At 46.5% G+C, this 20,426-nt stretch carries 12 protein-coding genes; 2 read left to right on the forward strand and 10 right to left on the reverse strand.

All coding sequences use genetic code 11. The annotated features are described in order from the left end of the window. Positions 1-7: 7 nt before the first annotated feature. The 4 genes from HYN46_RS02105 to HYN46_RS02120 form a co-directional block, all read right to left on the reverse strand. Positions 8-1,225, reverse strand: a complete 1,218-nt coding sequence (locus HYN46_RS02105; RefSeq protein ID WP_114897887.1) for a BaiN/RdsA family NAD(P)/FAD-dependent oxidoreductase — start codon at positions 1,223-1,225, stop codon at positions 8-10. Between the two features lie 70 nt (positions 1,226-1,295). Further along, positions 1,296-2,159, reverse strand: a complete 864-nt coding sequence (locus tag HYN46_RS02110) for a 1-aminocyclopropane-1-carboxylate deaminase/D-cysteine desulfhydrase (RefSeq protein ID WP_114900529.1) — start codon at positions 2,157-2,159, stop codon at positions 1,296-1,298. A 46-nt stretch (positions 2,160-2,205) separates the two neighbouring features. Beyond that, positions 2,206-3,528, reverse strand: coding sequence for a hypothetical protein (locus HYN46_RS02115; RefSeq protein WP_114897888.1), 1,323 nt, complete (start codon positions 3,526-3,528; stop codon positions 2,206-2,208). After that, complete coding sequence (locus tag HYN46_RS02120) at positions 3,521-4,543, reverse strand: hypothetical protein (RefSeq protein ID WP_114897889.1); 1,023 nt, start codon at positions 4,541-4,543, stop codon at positions 3,521-3,523. The genes HYN46_RS02115 and HYN46_RS02120 overlap by 8 nt, the downstream gene beginning before the upstream one ends. 410 nt (positions 4,544-4,953) lie before the next feature. On the opposite strand from HYN46_RS02120, the gene HYN46_RS02125 reads away from it, so the two are divergent. Then, complete coding sequence (locus HYN46_RS02125; protein ID WP_228254863.1) at positions 4,954-6,651, forward strand: AMP-binding protein; 1,698 nt, start codon at positions 4,954-4,956, stop codon at positions 6,649-6,651. 74 nt (positions 6,652-6,725) lie between these two features. Here the strand turns inward: HYN46_RS02125 and HYN46_RS02130 are convergent, their stop codons facing one another. Then, positions 6,726-9,629, reverse strand: a complete 2,904-nt coding sequence (locus HYN46_RS02130; RefSeq protein WP_114897891.1) for a valine--tRNA ligase — start codon at positions 9,627-9,629, stop codon at positions 6,726-6,728. 255 nt (positions 9,630-9,884) lie between these two features. Between HYN46_RS02130 and HYN46_RS02135 the strand changes: the two genes are divergently transcribed. Then, on the forward strand, positions 9,885-10,709 hold the full coding sequence (locus tag HYN46_RS02135; RefSeq protein ID WP_114897892.1) for an SDR family NAD(P)-dependent oxidoreductase: 825 nt from the start codon (positions 9,885-9,887) through the stop codon (positions 10,707-10,709). Positions 10,710-10,809: 100 nt separating this feature from the next. Here HYN46_RS02135 and HYN46_RS02140 read toward each other — a convergent pair whose 3' ends face one another. From HYN46_RS02140 to HYN46_RS02160, 5 genes are all read right to left on the reverse strand, one after another. After that, complete coding sequence (locus tag HYN46_RS02140) at positions 10,810-12,279, reverse strand: efflux transporter outer membrane subunit (RefSeq protein ID WP_210009493.1); 1,470 nt, start codon at positions 12,277-12,279, stop codon at positions 10,810-10,812. A 26-nt stretch (positions 12,280-12,305) separates the two neighbouring features. After that, positions 12,306-15,494: an efflux RND transporter permease subunit gene (locus tag HYN46_RS02145; RefSeq protein ID WP_114897894.1), complete on the reverse strand. Its 3,189-nt coding sequence runs from the start codon at positions 15,492-15,494 to the stop codon at positions 12,306-12,308. 12 nt (positions 15,495-15,506) lie between these two features. Beyond that, on the reverse strand, positions 15,507-16,799 hold the full coding sequence (locus tag HYN46_RS02150; protein WP_114897895.1) for an efflux RND transporter periplasmic adaptor subunit: 1,293 nt from the start codon (positions 16,797-16,799) through the stop codon (positions 15,507-15,509). A 396-nt stretch (positions 16,800-17,195) separates the two neighbouring features. Beyond that, on the reverse strand, positions 17,196-17,870 hold the full coding sequence (locus tag HYN46_RS02155; RefSeq protein ID WP_114897896.1) for an MOSC domain-containing protein: 675 nt from the start codon (positions 17,868-17,870) through the stop codon (positions 17,196-17,198). Between the two features lie 47 nt (positions 17,871-17,917). Next, positions 17,918-20,221, reverse strand: a complete 2,304-nt coding sequence (locus HYN46_RS02160; RefSeq protein WP_114897897.1) for a site-specific recombinase — start codon at positions 20,219-20,221, stop codon at positions 17,918-17,920. Positions 20,222-20,426: the final 205 nt, after the last annotated feature.

Here is a 20,426-nt window from a genome sequence, read left to right on the forward strand (position 1 = left end):
TATCAGGTTAGACAAATTGCCCTGCAGCATGTCCAGACGCCCAAGCCCACTGAAAATTAAACCCGCCCAAGTGGCCTGACACATCGACCACTTCGCCAATGAAATACAAGCCCGCTTGTTTCTTGCTTTCCATCGTTTTGGAAGATAGTTCAGTCGTATCCACCCCACCCAAAGTGACTTCAGCAGTCCGATAGCCTTCGGTGCCCGAGGGCTTTTGTGACCAATGCTTTAAGGCATGTGCAATGTCTTCAAGCGTACTGTCAGAGAGTTGTCCCAGTGCTGTTTCAGCATGAGTTGGCCAGAGCAGAGTCTGAAGTTCTAGCACCAAGCTCTTGGCAAAGCGTTCATAGAGATGGGTGCGCAGTAAGGTCTTGGGATGTTGCTGCTTGAGGCGTTTAAAGCTCTCAGCCAGTTCTACTTCTGCTTCGGTCGGGAAGATATCCATGGTGATGGCTTCACCCACTTGCCAGTAATTCGATACTTGCAGCGCCGCAGGACCACTGATACCGCGATGGGTAAACAGGATGGCTTCATTAAACGATGCCGCATCGGTACTCATCGTACCATCGACAGCAAGTCCTGATAGGCGCTCAGAGACGGCCTTAAACCCGTCTGTGAAGGTAAATGGCACCAGACCTGCGCGAGTGGGGAGTACATGGTGGCCAAACTGCTTCGCCACGTCATAGCCAAAACCACTGGAACCTAACGTTGGGATCGATAATCCGCCACTGGAAACCACCAAGGATTCCGCACTGAATATGCCGAGATTGGTGGTGAGCTTAAAGCGGGCCGAGGGATGAACTTTACTGTTTTCAACAGTCTCAATCTGCTGAATCTCGCATAGCGTTTTGATCACCACATTGACTTTCTCACACTCAGACAAGAGCATATTGAGGATGTCTTTGGCGGAGTCGTTACAGAAGAGTTGACCGTGTTTGCGCTCGTGGTAGGGGATCTTGTATTTTTCGACGAGTGCAATGAAATCCCATTGGGTATAGCGATTCAGCGCTGAGATACAGAAGTGCGGGTTATTGGAGATAAAGTTTTCTGGTTCAACAAATAGATTGGTGAAGTTACAGCGCCCGCCACCAGACATGAGGATTTTTTTACCCACTTTATTACTGCTATCGAGCACGAGTACACGACGCCCACGTTTGCCTGCGTGTATTGCACACATAAGACCTGATGCACCTGCACCAATGATGATGACGTCGTAACTATTCATGGGAAACGTATTTCTTGGGGTTAGGCGGAAAAGGCGGCATTATACGCGATTTTACTCCCAGCTTTGCAGGCTAGGTCTGCTGATTGATACCGCTTAAGTTGCCTTGCAAGCCACCGGTATGAATCGCCAGAATTTTGCTGTGCGCAGGGAAGTAACCGCGTTCAATTAAGTCAAAAATCCCAAACAGCATTTTTCCTGTATAGATCGGTTCGAGCTCAATTTGAGTTTGCTTTTGAAAATCATGGATAAAATCGAGTAGCTCAGGTGTAGTCTTGGCGTAGCCACCAAAGTGATAGTCCAAGCACAGATCCCAATTGGTGCGGGTTGCCCATTGCCTGATTTCATCAAAAAGAAAACCACCTTTGAGTGCAGGGAAGCCCAAGACTTTTTGTCGTTCAGCACTTGAGTTAATGATCCCCGCTATGGTGCCACCAGTGCCTACGGCACAGCAGATCACATCGAAGTTTGCACGATCCTGCACGGTCAATATCTCTTCGCAGCCTTGTACTGCCAGTTGATTGGTTCCGCCTTCTGGAATCAGGTAGAACTCACCCAATTTTGCTCGAAGATTTTCGAGGAAATCGGTATCGGTTTTTCGGCGATAATCTGTGCGACTGACGAAGTGCAGTTGCATGCCGTTGGCTAGCGCTTGGGCAAGCGTGGGATTGTCGGCGATTTTATCTGTTAGCTCTTCGCCACGAATGATGCCGATGGTTTGAAAGCCATGCTCTTGACCTGCTGCGGCAACAGCAGCGATGTGGTTGGAGTAGGCGCCGCCAAAGGTAAGGAGGGTAGTGTGTCCCTGTTTCCGAGCTTCAATCAGGTTGTATTTGAGCTTGCGGAATTTGTTGCCTGAAATCGTGGGGGGCAGGAGGTCTTCACGTTTGAGGTGGAGTTGGATGTTGCGGGGCTGAATCTGTGGAAGACGGTGCATGCTAGAGATGCCTGCTTTATTGAACCCGTTAAAGCAGGACATTGGATTAAGATGCTTTTCCATAGTATTCTACAAGGAGTTTTTCTATGGTTTTATTAATTTTGGATGCATCTATTTTATTCGATATTTTTAATAATAAAGAAATACTTCTATTGTTTTTAATGTCAATTTCATTAAGTTTATGTTTTTCAACAAGCTTAATCCAGTTTAATTGAGGTTTATCGGACGTTAATTTATGTAAAATTCTAGTATCGCTAGGTAGTACATTATTTAAATAATAGGCCCATCTATCTACAGTTATTCGATCAAGGATTTGTGATGCTTCACTTTCAGCACTCCAAGCAACTCCATAAGAATTTCCTAGTACAATGCATAAAAGAGCACTTATGCATGCAGGAAGTGCGGGGGTTGGAATTGTCGATCCGAGTTTAGAGAGGTTCTTAACAGGCGTGGCTTCATTGTAGAAGTTATTTAAACCTTCATGAGCTCGAATAATAGCTTCGGCTGCTTTTACAAAGGTGTCACTGCGAAGGTTCTCTGGTACATAGTCGAATCCACCTACTTTAAGCAGTGCACTTTTTAACCCACTTACAACAGTTGCTTTTCCATCAGCATAAGCCTCGGCATAGGTGTGCCCTATTTGCCACTTTTCTGTATCGCGTAGATTTAACCAAAGCGCTGGTAAAAGTACATTAATATTAGCAAGGGTATGTTCTAAGTTAGCCCCATTATTTTTTTTCGCGGCATTCATTAATACACTAATAGTAAGCTTGTAATAAAAATATGGCGAGCTTTTAAGCATTTCAACACGTTGATCTTTATCATTGAATGTTTCATCTTCAAGCGCATCTCTAAAATCAACAAACTTCTTAGCAACTTCAACCTTAGGCCGACCAAGAACCCCTTTTATGCATGCTTTCAGTGAGCCAATGGCTTCAGCTTCATCTATTTCTTCAGCGTCACTTTCTACAGTTTCCATCTTGGAGAAGTGTGTAATGAGTTCATATGTATGCCGGAGCCGCATTCCTTCGGTGGATGATATAATACCCAGTTCTTCAGCCAGTCGTACCGCATCCTTAGTTGTTAAGATATCATCAACATCATCATCTTCATTTACATCGGGTTTTCCAAGCATTTCCCCTAATAAGCCAACGCCTACAGTGGAAAGTTCTTTTTTCAAAGCGGTTATTGTTTTTCCCCAGAGATAATTTATGGCCATTTCAAAATGCCCTGCATCAAATGCAGAAACAATTTGATTTCTATCCTTAATACTAAGCTGTTCTGCATATTGTGATATCTCAGCAGGAGTTTTAGCACTAGAAGGAATTAGGTCACTATTTTTTTGTTGCCATAACGCGATGTTATACATTTTCATTTCCTTTAAATTCTGACCAACCGTCTTGGGATTGCATAAAAACAGCAGTCAAACCTTTACCGATTTTCATCCCCAGAGCTTCAAATGCTCTTCTTCGCGCGCCACCAACTATGCCATGTTCTTGTCTTAGCTTCACAAAACAGTTATAGCCTAGAAGTTGTCCAGAGTCATTGAATAAAATAATTCCATCAGAATTTAACATCCCATTTAGTAGATACCCTTTACTTTCTAATTCAGATGGGGGTATTTGATCCTTTTTAAGAGATTTAACCAGATCTGGGAAACTAATTGGTTTTTCAAGTATTACACCATCATTAGATAGGAATGCAGGCGCTTTCGTTCGATTTGTGACGGCAATAATACAGCCATGCGATTGACGAAGAGCTTCGAAGAGCATTCTTGATACAAAACTGATAGTAGGCTCTCGTTCAATATCCTCAGTTTTCTCGGTAATGGCTCCAACCAATGCATCCAAAAATTGAAGTGGAGGGGGGCTATTATCTTTTCTATGGTTTAAAAAAATATAATGATGTCCTCCATTATTGCAACGGATTTCAACGCAATCATCGGCAATTTGGTAGGCTTTCACAATTGGGAAAACAGGATTTTTATCCATCAATACTACATCAATTAATACAGATATAGGATGACTAGACCCTCTGAATACCCCGTATTCAATACCGTTAGAACTTCCTTGTATATAAACTAGCCATCCACTTGTTGCAAGCGGTGCACATTTTTTTAGAGCTTGTTTTATTCCAGAAATATTAGCACTTGAACTCCCTATTTTTATACGTTCAGCTTCGGGAAGCATGCTTATAATATTGTTCATATTGTTTGTTAGATAGACTTTAGGACATAGACTAATCCCTTCTTCTTGGTATCTGGATAATAATACAACTAATTCAACCAAGTGTAAGTTATCGGCTAATAATTCTATTTTACTATTCTGGCAAAATTCTGAGACGCCGCCAATTAATTGAGTTCTAAAAGTTATATTTGTTGACATTGTTTAGCGATCCTATTGCTAATACTTTCTAGGATTTATTCTATCAGATATGATGTTATTCTGAATAAATAAAAATTGCTCAAAATTTCATTTTTAATATTTATATTGGTTTTGTGAAACTAAACACGCTCGATTAATTTTCGGTTAACATTAAGTTTCACAGATTGAAAGTACTCAGAGAATCTATGCTGTAAGTATTCGCAAGATACATCTTGATTTTTTTGATAAAAATCAAGATGTATAAACCTAAGTTAGAGTTGAAATGTAGTTCCATTCATACTTTTTGATTGTTTCGTTATATTTTAAGACTTCATTCTGACCATTTCCATCATTGACACCCCATCATCCATACGTTAAACCTGTTTTGAACAACATACCCCTGAAAATAATGAAACATCACAAGGAAAGAGATGATGACGAATGGCGCACCAACCAACCGCAAAAACCTGATCGATTGTGTCCTGCATTGGGAACAGCAAAAACCAGATGCCATCTACCTGACCCAGCCTTATGGCGATGGTAACATTGTTGATTACACATGGCGTGAAGTGACTGATCAAGCCCGTCGTTTTGCTGCATATCTCCTGTCTTTAAACTACCCCAAAGGCAGTAATATCGCGATTTTGGGCAAAAACAGTGCCCATTGGATCATGGCGGATATCGCCATCTGGATGGCAGGCCACGTCAGTGTCCCGCTGTACTCCACGTTAAATGCGGAAACCGCACAATATATTTTGCAAGATAGTGAAGCCAAACTGCTGATCTTGGGCAAGATGGATGGCACAACTGATACGTGGAATGACGTTAAAGATCATCTGCCAGCAGGTCTACCCATCATCAGCCTACCGATGTCACCTCGCAATGATGTCCCACAGTGGCTAGACATCATCAAGCAGTATCCACCGCTGCAAGACGTCATCCAGCGTGATGATGATGCGCTGGCGACCATCGTGTATACCTCGGGCAGTACGGGTAAGCCCAAAGGCGTCATGCACTGTTTCCGCTCCATGACTGCGGGGATGCAAGGACTACAAGATGAGATGGGTGTGACGGAGAACGACCGCATGCTGTCTTATCTTCCACTGGCCCATGTGGCCGAGCGTGCGGCAGTCGAGACCAACTCCCTGTACTCAGGATTTCGACTGTATTTTGCCGAGAAGCTGGAAACCTTTCAGGCCGATATTAAACGTGCGCGTCCTACCATATTCTTCTCAGTCCCTCGGTTGTGGATGAAGTTTTACTTAGCCGTGAATCATAAAATGTCACCCGCGAAGCAGCGCATTTTGTTTGCTATTCCGATCCTGTCGGGATTCATTAAGAAAAAGATTTTAACCGAGCTTGGCTTTGATCAGATCCGCTTTGCGCTCACTGGCGCTGCACCGTTACCACCAGATATTATTTTGTGGTATCGCAAGCTCGGCTTAGAGCTGCTTGAAGTCTATGGCATGAGTGAAGACTTCGGAAACTCGCATTTAAGCCGTCCGGGCAAGGTGCGGATTGGCTATGTCGGCAGTCCTACGCCGGGTACGCTGAGTCGTATTGCTGCCAATGGCGAACTTGAGGTTAAAAGCCCAAGCCTGATGCTGGGGTATTACAAGCTGCCGGAAAAGACCGCAGAAGAGATGACACCTGATGGTTTCTTGCGAACAGGAGATCGTGGTGAATTTGATGCAGAAGGTCGCTTGCGGATTACCGGACGGGTTAAGGAGCTGTTTAAAACCAGCAAAGGTAAATATATCGCGCCTGCGCCAATAGAGAACAAATTTAATCATCCACAGCTTGAAGTGAGTTGTGTCACGGGGCCAGATTTGCCTCAACCGTTTATTTTGCTCATGCTCTCATTAGAAGCGCGGCAAGCGTTGGACAAAGGTACATTGAACCGTGAAACGCTTACGGGTGAATTCGATAAATTAATTAGCCAAGTGAATGCAACTCTAGAAGACCATGAAAAGCTGGCTTTTGCGGTCATCGTGAAAGATCAGTGGACGATGGAAAATGGCTTCTTGACGCCAACCATGAAGATCAAGCGCAATGTGATTGAAGAGCGCTATTTGCCATTTGCGGAAGGATGGCAGAAACAAGGGGTTCGGGTGATTTGGGAAACGTAATCCAAAAGTGATTCATAAAAAAAAAGCGCGATCCGTTTAAGGCATCGCGCTTTTTTTTATGCTTAACGGTTATTTTACAGAGCCGCTAATTGAGTCATTTGCACTTGCAAACGTCCCAACTGCTCTTGTTGCTCAGCAAGTTTGGCGCGTTCAACTTCAACCACGGCAGGCGGTGCTTTGGCAACAAAGCCTTCGTTCGACAGCTTGTTCGATAAGATATCGACCGCTTTTTGCAGTTTATCAATGGATGATTGCAGGCGCGCTTGCTCAGCTTTGGGATCAACCAAACCTTTCATCGGGACAAACAAACTGACCTGCGCAATCACGCTGCTGCAAGACAGAGGCGGCTCGACATCGGCATCCAGAATCTCAAGTGACTCGACCTTCGCCAGTGCTTTAAACAGTGGTGCAATACGTTCCAATTGCTCACGTTCAGTCGCTGAAAGGTTCTTCAGCAAAACAGGCAACAGGCGTGCATTACCCAAGTTCATTTCACCGCGAATATTACGCACTGCGCTAATCAGATTTTGCAACCACTGCATGTCTGACTCGGCTTGATCACTGATCTTGCTGAGGTCGGGTTGTGGGTAAGCTGCCAGCATGATGGACGGTGTATTTTTACGACCAATCATCGGTGCCAGTGTTTGCCAGATTTCTTCACTAAGGAATGGCATGAGTGGATGCAGCAAACGTAAACTGGTTTCTAGTACTGCAAGCAGTACACGACGGACTTCGGCCTTACGTTCGGGGCTGGTATCGCCGTTGAGTACAGGTTTGGTCAGTTCAACGTACCAGTCGCAGTATTCATTCCAGACAAAGTCATAGATGGTCTGGGCGACCAGATCCAAGCGATAGTCGCCAAAGTGCTGATGAACCGCAGCTTCTGCACGTTGCAGACGGCTCATGATCCAGCGCTCAGGCAGCTCCCACAAGTCTGGGCGGGCTTCTTGTGCGATCTCATGGCCTTCGCAGTTCATCATCACGAAGCGCGTTGCGTTCCAGATCTTGTTGCAGAAGTTTCGATAGCCTTCAACCCGTTTAAGATCGAACTTGATATCACGACCGGTATTGGCGAGTGCACAGAAAGTAAAGCGCAGGGCATCCGTACCAAAAGCGGGCAGACCATCGGCAAATTCTTTACGGGTGGCTTTTTCGATCTTAGGTGCATCCTTAGGATTCATCAAACCCGTGGTGCGTTTAGCAACGAGGCTTTCCAAATCAATGCCATCAATCAGGTCAATCGGGTCAAGCACGTTACCTTTGGACTTGGACATCTTTTGTCCTTCGCCATCACGTACTAGACCGTGTACATAGACGGTCTTAAACGGCACTTGCGGCGTGCCGTCTTCGTTTTTGACGAAGTGCAGGGTCATCATGATCATCCGGGCAACCCAGAAGAAAATGATGTCAAAACCTGTGACCAATACATCGGTTGGATGAAAGGTTTTCAGCTCTGGAGTATTTTCTGGCCAGCCCAGTGTAGAGAAGGTCCAGAGTGCTGAAGAGAACCATGTGTCGAGCACGTCCTCGTCTTGACGTAGCGGTAAATCACTCGCCAAGTTGTGCTTGCTGCGCACTTCGGCTTCATCACGCCCAACATAGATATTACCCGCGTCGTCATACCATGCAGGGATACGATGTCCCCACCACAGTTGACGCGAGATACACCAGTCTTGCAGGTTATTCATCCACGCCATATACATGTTGGTGTATTGCTCAGGCACGAACTTGATCGAGCCATTCTGTACCGCTTCGACCGCAGGCTTGGCGAGTTCTGCCATGCTGACGTACCATTGGTCGGTCAATAATGGCTCAACGATCACGCCAGAGCGGTCCCCTTTGGGCGCTTTTAAGGTATAGGGTTCGATCTTGTCCAGCCAGCCATTTTCAGTGGCTTCCAGCACAAGCTTCTTACGGGCAGCAAAACGCTCCAGACCCGCGTATTCAGCAGGGGCGGTGATGGTACTGGTAATCGGCGCACCCGCTTTTTCAAAGTAATCAAACTCGCCCAAAACTTCGGCATTGAGATTGAAAATATTGATCATCGGTAGGCTATGACGCTTACCCATTTCAAAGTCATTGAAGTCATGCGCTGGGGTGATTTTGACGCAGCCAGTTCCAAATTCTTTTTCGACATATTCATCGGCAATAATCGGGATCAAGCGTCCAGATAGTGGCAGGCGAACTTGTTTGCCGATCAAATGCTGGTAGCGTTCATCAGTAGGGTTAACGGCAACCGCTGTGTCGCCTAGCAGGGTTTCTGGACGTGTGGTTGCCACAACCAGATAGTTGTTACCGTCTTCGGTCTTCAGATTTTCATCCGCGAAGAAATATTTAAAGTGCCAGAGTGAGCCCGCAGTTTCGACACTCTCAACTTCAAGATCTGACAGTGCAGTGTGGAGCTTTGGATCCCAGTTCACCAGACGCTTACCACGGTAGATCAAGCCTTCTTCATGCAGGCGTACGAACACTTCTTTGACCGCATTGGATAAGCCATCATCCATGGTGAAACGTTCACGTGACCAATCAACCGATGAACCCAAACGACGAATCTGCTTCGTGATGGTATTGCCTGACTCGGCTTTCCATTCCCAGATTTTTTCCAAGAATTTTTCACGGCCTAAATCATGACGGCTGACCCCTTGTGCCGCCAGTTGACGCTCGACCACCATCTGTGTCGCAATCCCAGCATGATCAGTGCCGACTTGCCACAAGGTGTTGTTGCCTTTCATACGGTGAAAGCGGGTCAGAGCGTCCATGATGGCATTATTAAAGCCATGACCCATGTGTAGGCTACCAGTCACATTGGGTGGCGGGATCATGATGGAATAAGGCACGCCTGAACCTGATGGCTTAAAGTAGCCATTCTTTTCCCATTCGGCATACCAACGGCTTTCAATCGCAGCAGGATCAAAAGTCGTGGCAATGTTATTGTCAGAATTGGTGGTTTGGGACAAGTCAGTATCAGGTGCGGTCATGGTATTCCAAGCATTTTTTAAAAAAGTTCAGCAGCAAAATGCGCTGCAAACTGATGACTAAAGGGTAATGGCCTATTGTAGCGGATTTTGATCGGATTTTGAGGGTGGTTTTGAGGGGATTGTACGTTGTCGATTTTTTAAGAAATGATCGCGCTTGGGTCATGTTCAATATCGGCTTGCTGATGTGATACTCTCACAGCATAAGATTTAGACATGTTGTCATGTCACGTTTACAGACTATCGAGCGATTATAAAATGACGTCATCTAGAACACAGCAAGGGAAGCTATCGAATCAAACCGTGTGGATCACCGGTGCATCCAGTGGCATCGGTGAGGCATTGGCGATTGCCTGTGCGGCACGTGGGGCCAATGTGGTTTTGAGTGCACGCCGCTTAGATGAGCTTGAACGGGTCAAGGCGGCTTGTGAGGAAGTGGGGCTTGGGCAGTTTTTAGCGGTGGCCTTGGATGTGACTGATGATATCGCTTGTGATCAGGCTTATTTTGATATTTCCAAACAAATGGGCAAGGTCGATTGGCTGATTAACAATGCTGGCATCAGTCAGCGTTCACTCATCAGCGATACACTCACAGCAGTTGACCGTAAGATTATGGAAGTGGATTACTTTTCGGTAGTGAATCTGACGCGCAAAGTCCTGCCGGATATGTTGAAGCGTCGATCTGGTAAAGTCATTTTTATTTCCAGTGTTGCAGGTCTGGTGGGCACGCAATATCGGGCCAGCTATGCTGCGGCTAAAGCGGCCGTTCATTTATGGGCCAATAGCTTGCGTGCTGAAGTGGGCGGGCAGGGGATAGGCGTTAGCGTGGTCTTCCCCGGTTTTGTAAAAACCAACGTTTCGGTTGCAGCGCTAGTGGGCGATGGTTCAGAGCAAGGGACTATGGATGATGCGCAACATACGGCCATGAGTGCCACCGATTTTGCCGAGAAAACGGTTAAGGCTTTATTGGCGAACCGAGAATATATCGTGGTGGGCGGTGCGAAGGAAAAAGTTGCTGCGCTCTTATCGCGAGTCTCGCCCACGCTGTTGTATAAGGTCATTCGTCGCACGAAAGTCACATAAATTTTTAGAAAAGCGGTGCAATAAAAAATCCCCTCTGATTACAGTGGGGATTTTTTTAATCTGGCATTTTTCTACGTAGAAAAATGACTAGATTTAGAGATTAAGGCTTAGCAACTTGTGCAGCAGTCGTATTGCCATTAGTCACAGGCTGAGCATCTAGACCAACACTATTGGTCGCGCCGCCGCCCAAAGCCGTATACAAATTCACTTGACTCAACAGTGCCTGCTGTTTCAAGGTGATCTGGGCTTGTTGACTGCTAAATAAGGCATTTTGTGCAGTCAATACACTCAGATAGCTATCCACACCTGCTTTAAAGCGAGACTGTGAGAGATCATAGTTAGACTGTGATGCCTCAACCAGACGGTTTTGGGATGCAAGACGTTCATCCAGTGTAGCGCGTGTTGCCAGTACATCAGAAACATCACGGAACGCAGTTTGAATGGATTTTTCATAGGAGTTCAGAGCCAACTTCTGGTCAACACGTGCTGACTCAAGAGTTGCTCGACGTGAGCCCCAATCAAAGATCGGCAGGTTAATTGAAGGTCCTACGCTCCATGCAAAAGAGCCCGATTTAAACAGATCGGACAATTGCGAACTGCCATAGCCGACATTACCAGTGAGGGTAATCGAAGGGAAGTAAGCCGCACGTGCCGCTGCAACATTACCGCCTTGTGCTTTGAGCAAGAACTCTTGCTGCGCGATGTCAGGACGATGCTGTAGCAATTCACTTGGCAGACCAGCTGGCAGGTTCTGACTTGCGGTGATCTGGTTGATCGCGCCAGTTGGAAGCAGATTGTCAGGTACGGTTTGGCCCACGACTAAGGTCAAGGCATTGCGGTCCTGAGCGATCTGAGTTTCAGCGTTTTTGGCAGCAAGAATCGCTGTTTCCACATTGATTTGGGCTTGTTTCACAGGTACTAATGAAATAATCCCTGCTTTAAACTGCTTTTGATTCAGATCATAAGACTCTTGTTGCGATTTCAGCGTTTGCTTCGCCAACTTGAGCTGCTCTTGGTCAAACGCTAGTTGCAGATAGTACTGAGCGATGGAACTCACCAAGCTGATCTGTGCGGTTGAACGTGCACTTTGGGTCGCAAAGAAGCTTTGCAAAGCAGAATCTTTGAGATTCGCAACACGTCCCCAAAAATCGAGTTCATAGCCGGTTAGAGCCAAGCCAGCATTGTACTTGGTCGTGTTATCCGATTTGTTACCTGTAGTCGTTGAGCCAGCAGTTACACCTAAGCTAGGGAACTGAGCCGCACGACTGATTTGATATTGCGCACGCGCTTTATCGATATTCAGCGCTGCTGCACGCAGGTCACGGTTGTTCTCGAGTCCCAATTGAATCAGTTGTTTCAATTGAGGATCGGTAAAGAAGTCAGACCAACCCTGAGAGGCAATGGATGAGCCAGCAGGGTCGTTTGCATTTTGACCCAGCAGCGTTGGGAACGCTGTGGAGGTCAAGTTGCTTGCTGCTGCTGGATCAGGCTGACGCAAAAGGCTGGAACAGGCAGACAGTGCCAAAGGCAATGCCAGCAGGGTGAAAGCAACTTTCACCGATTTGGACATGGATTTGACACTTAATTGATTTGCTTTCATTTTTCAGTATCCAAAGAGTGCCCTGTAGAAGGGGTGGCAGATGTTGGTGTCGCTGTAGCTGTTGCGCTAGGAGTTGATTTTCCTTTGAAAATACTACGGATCCAGAGATAAAACACGGGAATCAAAAACACACCGAGGATCGTTGCACTGAGCATCCCGCCGATAACCCCTGTACCAATCGCATGTTGGCTACCTGAACCTGCACCATTACTGATGGCAAGTGGGAGTACGCCGAGAATAAATGCGAACGAGGTCATGATGATCGGACGTAAACGAATGCGAACCGCATGCAAGATGGAGTGAATGAGATCTTCACCTTGTTCTTGTAGGGCGACCGCAAACTCCACAATCAAAATCGCGTTTTTGGTCGAAATCCCGATCACGGTCAGCAGACCCACTTGCAGATAGATATCGTCGGATAAACCGCGTGTCCATGTTGCAAGTAGAGCACCCATCACACCCAGTGGAACCACGAGCATGATTGCAAAAGGTACGGACCAGCTCTCATAGAGTGCGGCCAAACACAAGAAGACGATCAGCATGGAAAGCGCATAGAGGGCAGGAGCCTGTGCACCAGAAGTTTTTTCTTCTTGTGACATACCCGTCCATTCAAAACCGATACCCGGTGGAAGTTTAGAAACAATTTCTTCCATGGTTTTGAGTGCATCCCCAGAGCTCTTACCGGGCATGGAGTTCCCTTGAATCTCAAATGCTGGGAAGCCGTTATAACGCTGTAGTTGCGGAGCACCATAAGTCCAGCGACCTTGCGTAAATGCAGTCAATGGGACCATAGCGCCTGAGCTACCGCGCACATACCATTTACCCACGTCTTCTGGTGACATCCGTGAATCAGCCTCACCTTGCACATAGACCTTCTTGATACGGCCTTTATCCAAGAACTGATTGACATAAGTACTACCCCACGCGGTGGAGATGGTGCTGTTGATATCCGCAATCGAAACACCCGTCGCACCCGCTTGGGCTTGATTGATATCCAGATTGTATTGCGGTGAATCTTCTTGCCCGTTTGGACGAACCCCAACAACCGTTTTGTTGTATTTCGGATCCATTGCGGCCATGCCGAGCAATTGATTACGTGCTTCCATCAACTTTTCATGTCCCACACCTGCACGGTCTTGCAGATACATGTCAAAACCGTTGGCTACACCCAACTCAATAACCGCTGGTGGTGGGAAGGCGAAGACCATGGCATCTTTAAGCTGTGAGAATGCACCCATCGCACGACCAGCCATTGCACCCACACTTTGGCTTGGCGAAGGACGTTTTTCCCAGTCTTTTAAGCGAACGAACGCAATCCCCATGTTCTGACCGGTACCACTAAAGCTAAAGCCGGCAACCGAAAAGACACCTTCGATATCATTCTTTTCGTTGTTCAAGAAGTGATCTTCAACCTTTTTAATGGTTTTCAGGGTACGTTCTTGAGTCGCGCCTGCGGGTAATTGGATCTGGCTAAACAGAATGCCTTGGTCTTCATCAGGCAAGAATGCTGATGGTAAACGGAAGAACAAGAATGCCATTAGTGCAATCACGGCTGCATACACAATGATATAGCGTGCACTTTTTGCCAGCATGATGCCAACTAAAGTCTGATAACGCGCACTGCTGCGATCAAATACACGATTGAACCAGCCAAAGAACCCTTTTTTCTCATGGTGGTTAGGATCAGGCGCTTTCAATAGCGTCGCACAAAGTGCAGGTGTCAGAATCAACGCCGTGATGACCGAAAGTCCCATTGCAGAGATCAATGTCACCGCAAATTGACGGTAGATCACACCGGTCGAACCACCAAAGAAGATCATGGGAACGAATACCGCCGACAAGACCACACCGATACCGATCAAGGCGCCTGTGATTTGATCCATGGATTTCCGTGTTGCCTCCACAGGACCCAACTTGTCTTCATGCATTACGCGTTCAACGTTTTCAACCACCACGATCGCATCGTCAACAAGTAGACCGATGGCGAGTACCAAACCAAACAGCGTCAACGTGTTGATGGAGAAACCGAAGAAGTTCAAAATTCCAAAGGTACCCAGCAAAACAACAGGCACCGCAATCGTTGGAATCAAGGTTGCACGGAAGTTTTGTAGGAACAAATACATGACCAAGAAAACCAGCACAATCGCTTCAACGAGTGTTTCGATCACATTCTTAATCGAAATCTTCACAACAGGCGTTGTGTCGTAAGGCACAATAACGTTTAAGCCAGCAGGGAAGTTTGGTTTCAATTCTGCCATTTTGGCTTCAACCGCAGCGGCAGTTTTCAGCGCATTTTGACCCGCAGCCAGTTTGACCGCGACCCCAACAGCCGGTTGACGGTTATATCGTGCGATGGTGTCAAAGTTCTCACCGCCTAATTCAACCCGTGCAACATCCCCTAGACGAACTTGCGCACCATTGCTGGTGGTTTTCAGGAAGATCTGACGGAATTCTTCAGGGCTTTTCAATAAACTTTGCGCGGTGACTGTCGCATTCAACGCTTGTCCTGCGACAGCAGGTGTTCCGCCCAATTGTCCTGCAGACACTTGAGCATTTTGTGCTTGAATCGCGCTTATCACATCAGATGTGGTGAGTTGATAGCTATTGAGCTTTGCAGGATTCAGCCAAACACGCATTGCGTACTGGGTACCGAAGACTTGCAGGTCACCCACCCCTTGAACACGGCTCAGCGGATCAATCACATGACTCACGACATAGTCGGAAATCGCTGCACCATCCATACTGCCATCAGAGGATACAAAACCAAGCACCACCATAAAGGTGCGGCCTGACTTGCTAACAGTAACCCCTTGCTGCTGAACAGATTGAGGAAGCAAATTAATACCAGCTTGCAGTTTATTCTGTACTTGGACCTGCGCAATATCAGGGTTTGTACCCGCCTTAAAGTTCAAAGACACGGACACCGAACCGTTTGATGCACTGGTAGAGGACATGTAGTACAGTCCATCCAAACCTTTCATCTGCTGTTCAATGATCTGTGTGACTGAGTCTTCAGCAGTTTTTGCAGAAGCACCTGGATAGAAAGCGCTGACTGTAATGGTTGGCGGCGCAATATTCGGGTATTGCGAGACTGACATACTAAAAATAGACAGCAGACCACCGAGCATGACCAGTGCGGCAAGCACCCATGCAAATATGGGTCTATCAATAAAAAAACGAGACATAGCAACCGCTCCTTAAGAATGAGCCGAAGCTGTTGGTTTGGCTGGCTGAGCGGTTGCAGGTTTTGCAGAACCGTTCACAGGCGCATTACTCGCATTAGCGTCTGCACCTTCTGGGGCTGCAACAGTTGCTTTGACTTTAGTCACACCCGGTCTGATTTTTTGTGAGCCTTCGACTACAAGGCGGTCACCATCTTGTAAGCCACCCGTGACGATCCATTTATCACCTTGAGTGACTGATGTTTGCACGATACGTGGGCTAACCGTACCGTCTGGCGCAACCACAATGACGGATGCCTCACCCTTAGGCGTATGCGAAACGGCAGGTTGTGGAATCAAGAAAGCATCATTAGCAACACCTTGATTCAGCTTAGCTTTAACATACATGCCTGGCAGAAGTAATCCATTTGGATTTGGCACCAAAGCGCGCAGGATAACGGAGCCACTCGCCTGATCTACGCTGGCGTTTGAAAACTCAAGGCGGCCTTTGATCGGATAAGGGCTACCATCTTCCAGTGTTAAGCTAATCGTTGCGCTATCTGGTTTACGCAGTGATCCAGACTGAATTTGTTGACGCAATTTGAGCATATCGGCACTAGACTGACTGATATCCACATACATCGGATCCATCTGCTGAACCGTGACCAGTGGAGTGCTCTGGTTTGCAGTGACGAGAGCCCCTGCAGTCACATTAGAAACGCCACTTTGCCCAGTAATGGGTGAGCGTACAGTGGTGTATTCGAGATTAATTTGAGCACTGCGTAGAGAGGCTTGGCTCTGTGCGAGGTCGGCTTCTGCGGATGCTGCAGCTTGTACGGCATTGTCATAGTCCAGTTTACTCACCGCGTTGCTGGCGATCAGATCCTTATAACGTTTGCTGGTAATTTGCAGCGTCGCTAGATTGGTTTTGTTCTTTTGAACCAATGCTTGTGCTGCTTCAAAGTTTGCACGCAGGATCGCTGGATCAATCTGATACAAAGGCTCGCCAGCTTTCACGATGCTACCTTCAGTGAATAAGCGCTTCTGGATGATGCCGCCTACTTGTGGAATCACTGGGGAAAGTTGATAAGCTGCAGTGCGACCAGCAAGCTCAACATATTGGGTGACGGGCTGGCGCTGAGCGACAACGACCGTCACTTCAGGCAAAGGAGCCGCACCACCGGCTCCTGCGCCTCCAGCAGCAGCGTCTTTTTTACCGCAACTGGTCAGAGCGATGCTTGCAGCGAGCGTGGAGAGAACTAATACTGAGGACCAAGTTGTCGTGCTCTTATAGGACATTTGATTTGATGTAGTATGGCGCGATTTCATAACAACCCCTTGTGATCATAGGCACTGCTGAATTGATGTTGCGATCTAATCGCAATAATTAACAGAAGCATTAACATGTTGATTGTGTAAGACAGTTAAGACGGTGCTGTGAAACAGTGTTTTTTTCGAAAAATTGTTGGGTAAATCATTAGAACTAACAATATAGACGATGTTGCAACATAATTCAGCAAGGATACATCGCACTGTTTCAAAAAACGTACCGAATGGTATAGATCGCAAAGAGTACTGCTTAGTACAGAATGAAGCAAGAGCCATTCACGATTAAATTTCAAAACTTAACATTTCATTCAACAGGTTCCAAAAGGAAAGATCACATAATTTGTATCGATCAATACAGATTATGTCCGAACTGTGACCGAAAAGCTAGTCTCGCGGTTATAAATTCTTATTCAAATATTCAATGCGATGATCCAGACGGTTTTTCCAATCTATGGCTAAACCTGAACACTGTGCGGCTTGCGCCAGAACTTCGGGCAATGGCCGGTGACTGGTCACAATCCGGTTGAACTCGGCAATGCTTAAACTCTGATCAAATCGTTCTAATCGTTTGATGGGATCGCCGACATGAATTTTCCCTGAGCGCAAAACCCGGTAATACCATCCCGTGATGTAATGCTCTGCAATAAATTGAGACAAAAGGTGAGTGTCGAAGCGGTGATTGATCTTCCAACATGGGCTACGGGGCTGGGACACCTGAACAATGACGGATCCCATTTCATAAATATCCCCAATATGAACATTCGTGTCATCCAGGCTTTGGCTGGAAATGTTCTCACCAATTGAACCAGCAACGGCGATGCCGCTGAGATCTGGATAGTGCTGTGTAATGGATTGATAGCTGCTGAGCGCATATTGATGCAATGCTTTATCTATCCCACCATGCACCCGTTTGTCGGCTTGGATATCACCCACTATACCGAGCTCGTTAATCTCTGCCGATGAGATCGGGTCTTTGAATATCCCCGTCTGCTGGCCTTCGGGCATCAAGGTTTGTAATTTCCCCGCATAGAGGGCCTCAACAACGGTTCCCTGCAAGAGTAGACTTTCCATAAACACATCTCCCGAAAACCGAATCTTAGTCCATCAAATATATCTCGCTAATGGGCTTGGGGTTCGGATTGTTTTGCTTTTGGAGCCAGTACTGCAGAACTCTCAGAAGGATTATCCGCAGTCGTATAGTTATCGGTTTGACTCTGGGTGGCTGGGGGTAAGAAGAAGTCAGAAGGTCTGGTAAAAAAGTGACTCAGAATCAACTGACCCAGAGGAATCCATTGGTTAAAGGATACTCGGCGTGCTTTGAGTGCGACAAACAGTGCAAGTGAGAAACTGACGAGCAAGTTGGTCATCCCAATTAACAGGACACCGAGAAAGGAGATCAATACGGTCGACAGGTCGATGTCCGCACGCAAGGTAAACACCGATTGGGCAAAGTTAACCGAAGCAAAGGCGATATGCCTGATATCAAGCGGTAAGCCTAGAATGTAGCCTACAGTTCCCATGCTGCCGAGCATGATCCCAAACCAGAAATTACCGGCCAAAGCTCCTAAATTATTTTCAATATAAGTCGAGACTTTATCTAGACGTTTTGGTGACATCATGTTCTTTAAACGTCGATGCTGACGCAGGCGTGTCCCGACAGAGTGATAAACCGCTAAGTTATCGTAATAGCCTGCGATGAGTCCCGATAAAAATAAGCAAACTCCTGCAATCGCGGCATGAGGGATTGCCAGTGATTCAAAGGGGTTGATGTCATGTAAGAGCACATGGGCTTTTTGAGGGGTGAGGAGTTGCTGGCCTAGCAGTGTCTGCCATAAATAGGCAATCAGGAGGCCGATTGGCATCGCAACCGAGATATTGCCAATGATGGCAATAAACTGAGTCCGCATGATATTGACCGTCAAACGTGCCAGATCCGCAAGCTGGGTTAATTGTGTCTGTTTGGTTTTACCGCCTTGGTGCACCGTTGCCGCTATAGCTGCGGCTGTCATTGCGGGTTGCTTGGTGGCTACTGTGAAGTGCAGCACATGGATCAGCATAAACCCAAACGAGTAGTTCATGCTTTGGGTAAGCGCTTTGATGAAAGGCGCGAGCGCTACTCGGCCAAGCAGAACCTTGATTGTTGCCATGCAGGCAATGATTGCTCCTGCGCCCATTGCAGAGCGCAACATGCCAAAATAGCCCTTACGATCATCCGTGACATAGTGGCCACCTGTTTTACTGGCATTCTCAGTGACTTGGAGTGCCATTAACTCGGTGTTGGTGGAGATCAAGTCACGGATACTGGCATGACTTTTTTGTTCATGAAGTAATAGTTGCAGTGTGGTGAGCAAAGGGTTTTCGGAGTAGATCACCTGAATGTTTTTCAGGATCGCTTTGTCAGCAGGATTTTTCTCTGTACTGATCTCAGATGAGAGTTTATTGTTGGTCTGTTCGACATAGGGAATACGCTGAAAACTTAACAATAGTTCAAACAGTAGTTCCATTCGCGTCAAACTTTGCTCAATCCGAATCATCAGATTGGTGAGACGAATGCTTACCCCGTAACGCTTGGTATTTTTACGCAGGCGAAAAAGAATGTCGCGGCATTGTTCAATCATCACCGCGGTTGGGCGTTCATCAGGAATTTGCGATAAGGCTTCGTCCGATGGGTTTTCATCGGGTATGACTGTATTGGTATTATTGATTTCACGTAAATAAAGCGGTTGATAGCTTTCAACAAAATCAATCACTTCTCGATTTTGTGCCATGAATGGCGACTCAAACTCATCAATAGTGGGGTCGATGCGAATGAGTTCGGGTTCCAAGCCCATCGCCGTGATGCGATAAGAGATGACCATCAGTGCATTAAGCAATTGGTGCTGCGCAGAATGCAGCAATTCATCATCCGGTTCGGAGGTCGCCAAGCAATGAATCAGGCGATACCACTGCTGAGGTTTGATGTGATTGAGCCAACGTTCATCGCTTTCTTTGTAAAAAACAGTATTGAACAAGGTATCGACTTGATTGTCCAACTGCATCGGCGGAATGACATGCCAGATTAAGCGTTGGGTCAGTGCGGTAAAGAAACCATCATTGGCCAATATCCCGATATCACTATACAGACGAGCGGGTGAGTAGAGTCGTAGCAAAGACAGCATATAGTCGGCAAAAATACTGCCTAGCTCGGTTTTCTCTTCCAATAAGTCAATCAGTATTTCAAGCCGATCTTCAATTTCAATCGGGTTATGGCTGGAAGCGGGTCGTATTTGCTCAATCAGATCAAACAAGGGTTGTATCGAAGGAGCATCAGTAGCGACCTGCGACTGCATCTCACCGATCAGCAATTTAAGCGCTGGTTCAAGATTCTCCAAGGATGCTTTAGGCATACTGGCATGCATGATAATAATTGATTCTTCTGGCATAAGCTGATGTGTACCGATTCAAATGTAGCAAGAGGTTTTTTTAGGCTTTTGAAAACAAAACTTTTGAAAGCATTCAAAAAATTGCTTATTCATAATGCATTTGTACAAACCACTGTAGAGCAAGTTTATGAAACTGTCTGTATCAAACCGTGGTTGTTTATTGACGATGAGTGGTTGTTTTAAGGGGATGAATAGTTTGGAATTA

The organism is Aquirhabdus parva (genome assembly GCF_003351745.1).
Classification (GTDB): domain Bacteria; phylum Pseudomonadota; class Gammaproteobacteria; order Pseudomonadales; family Moraxellaceae; genus Aquirhabdus; species Aquirhabdus parva.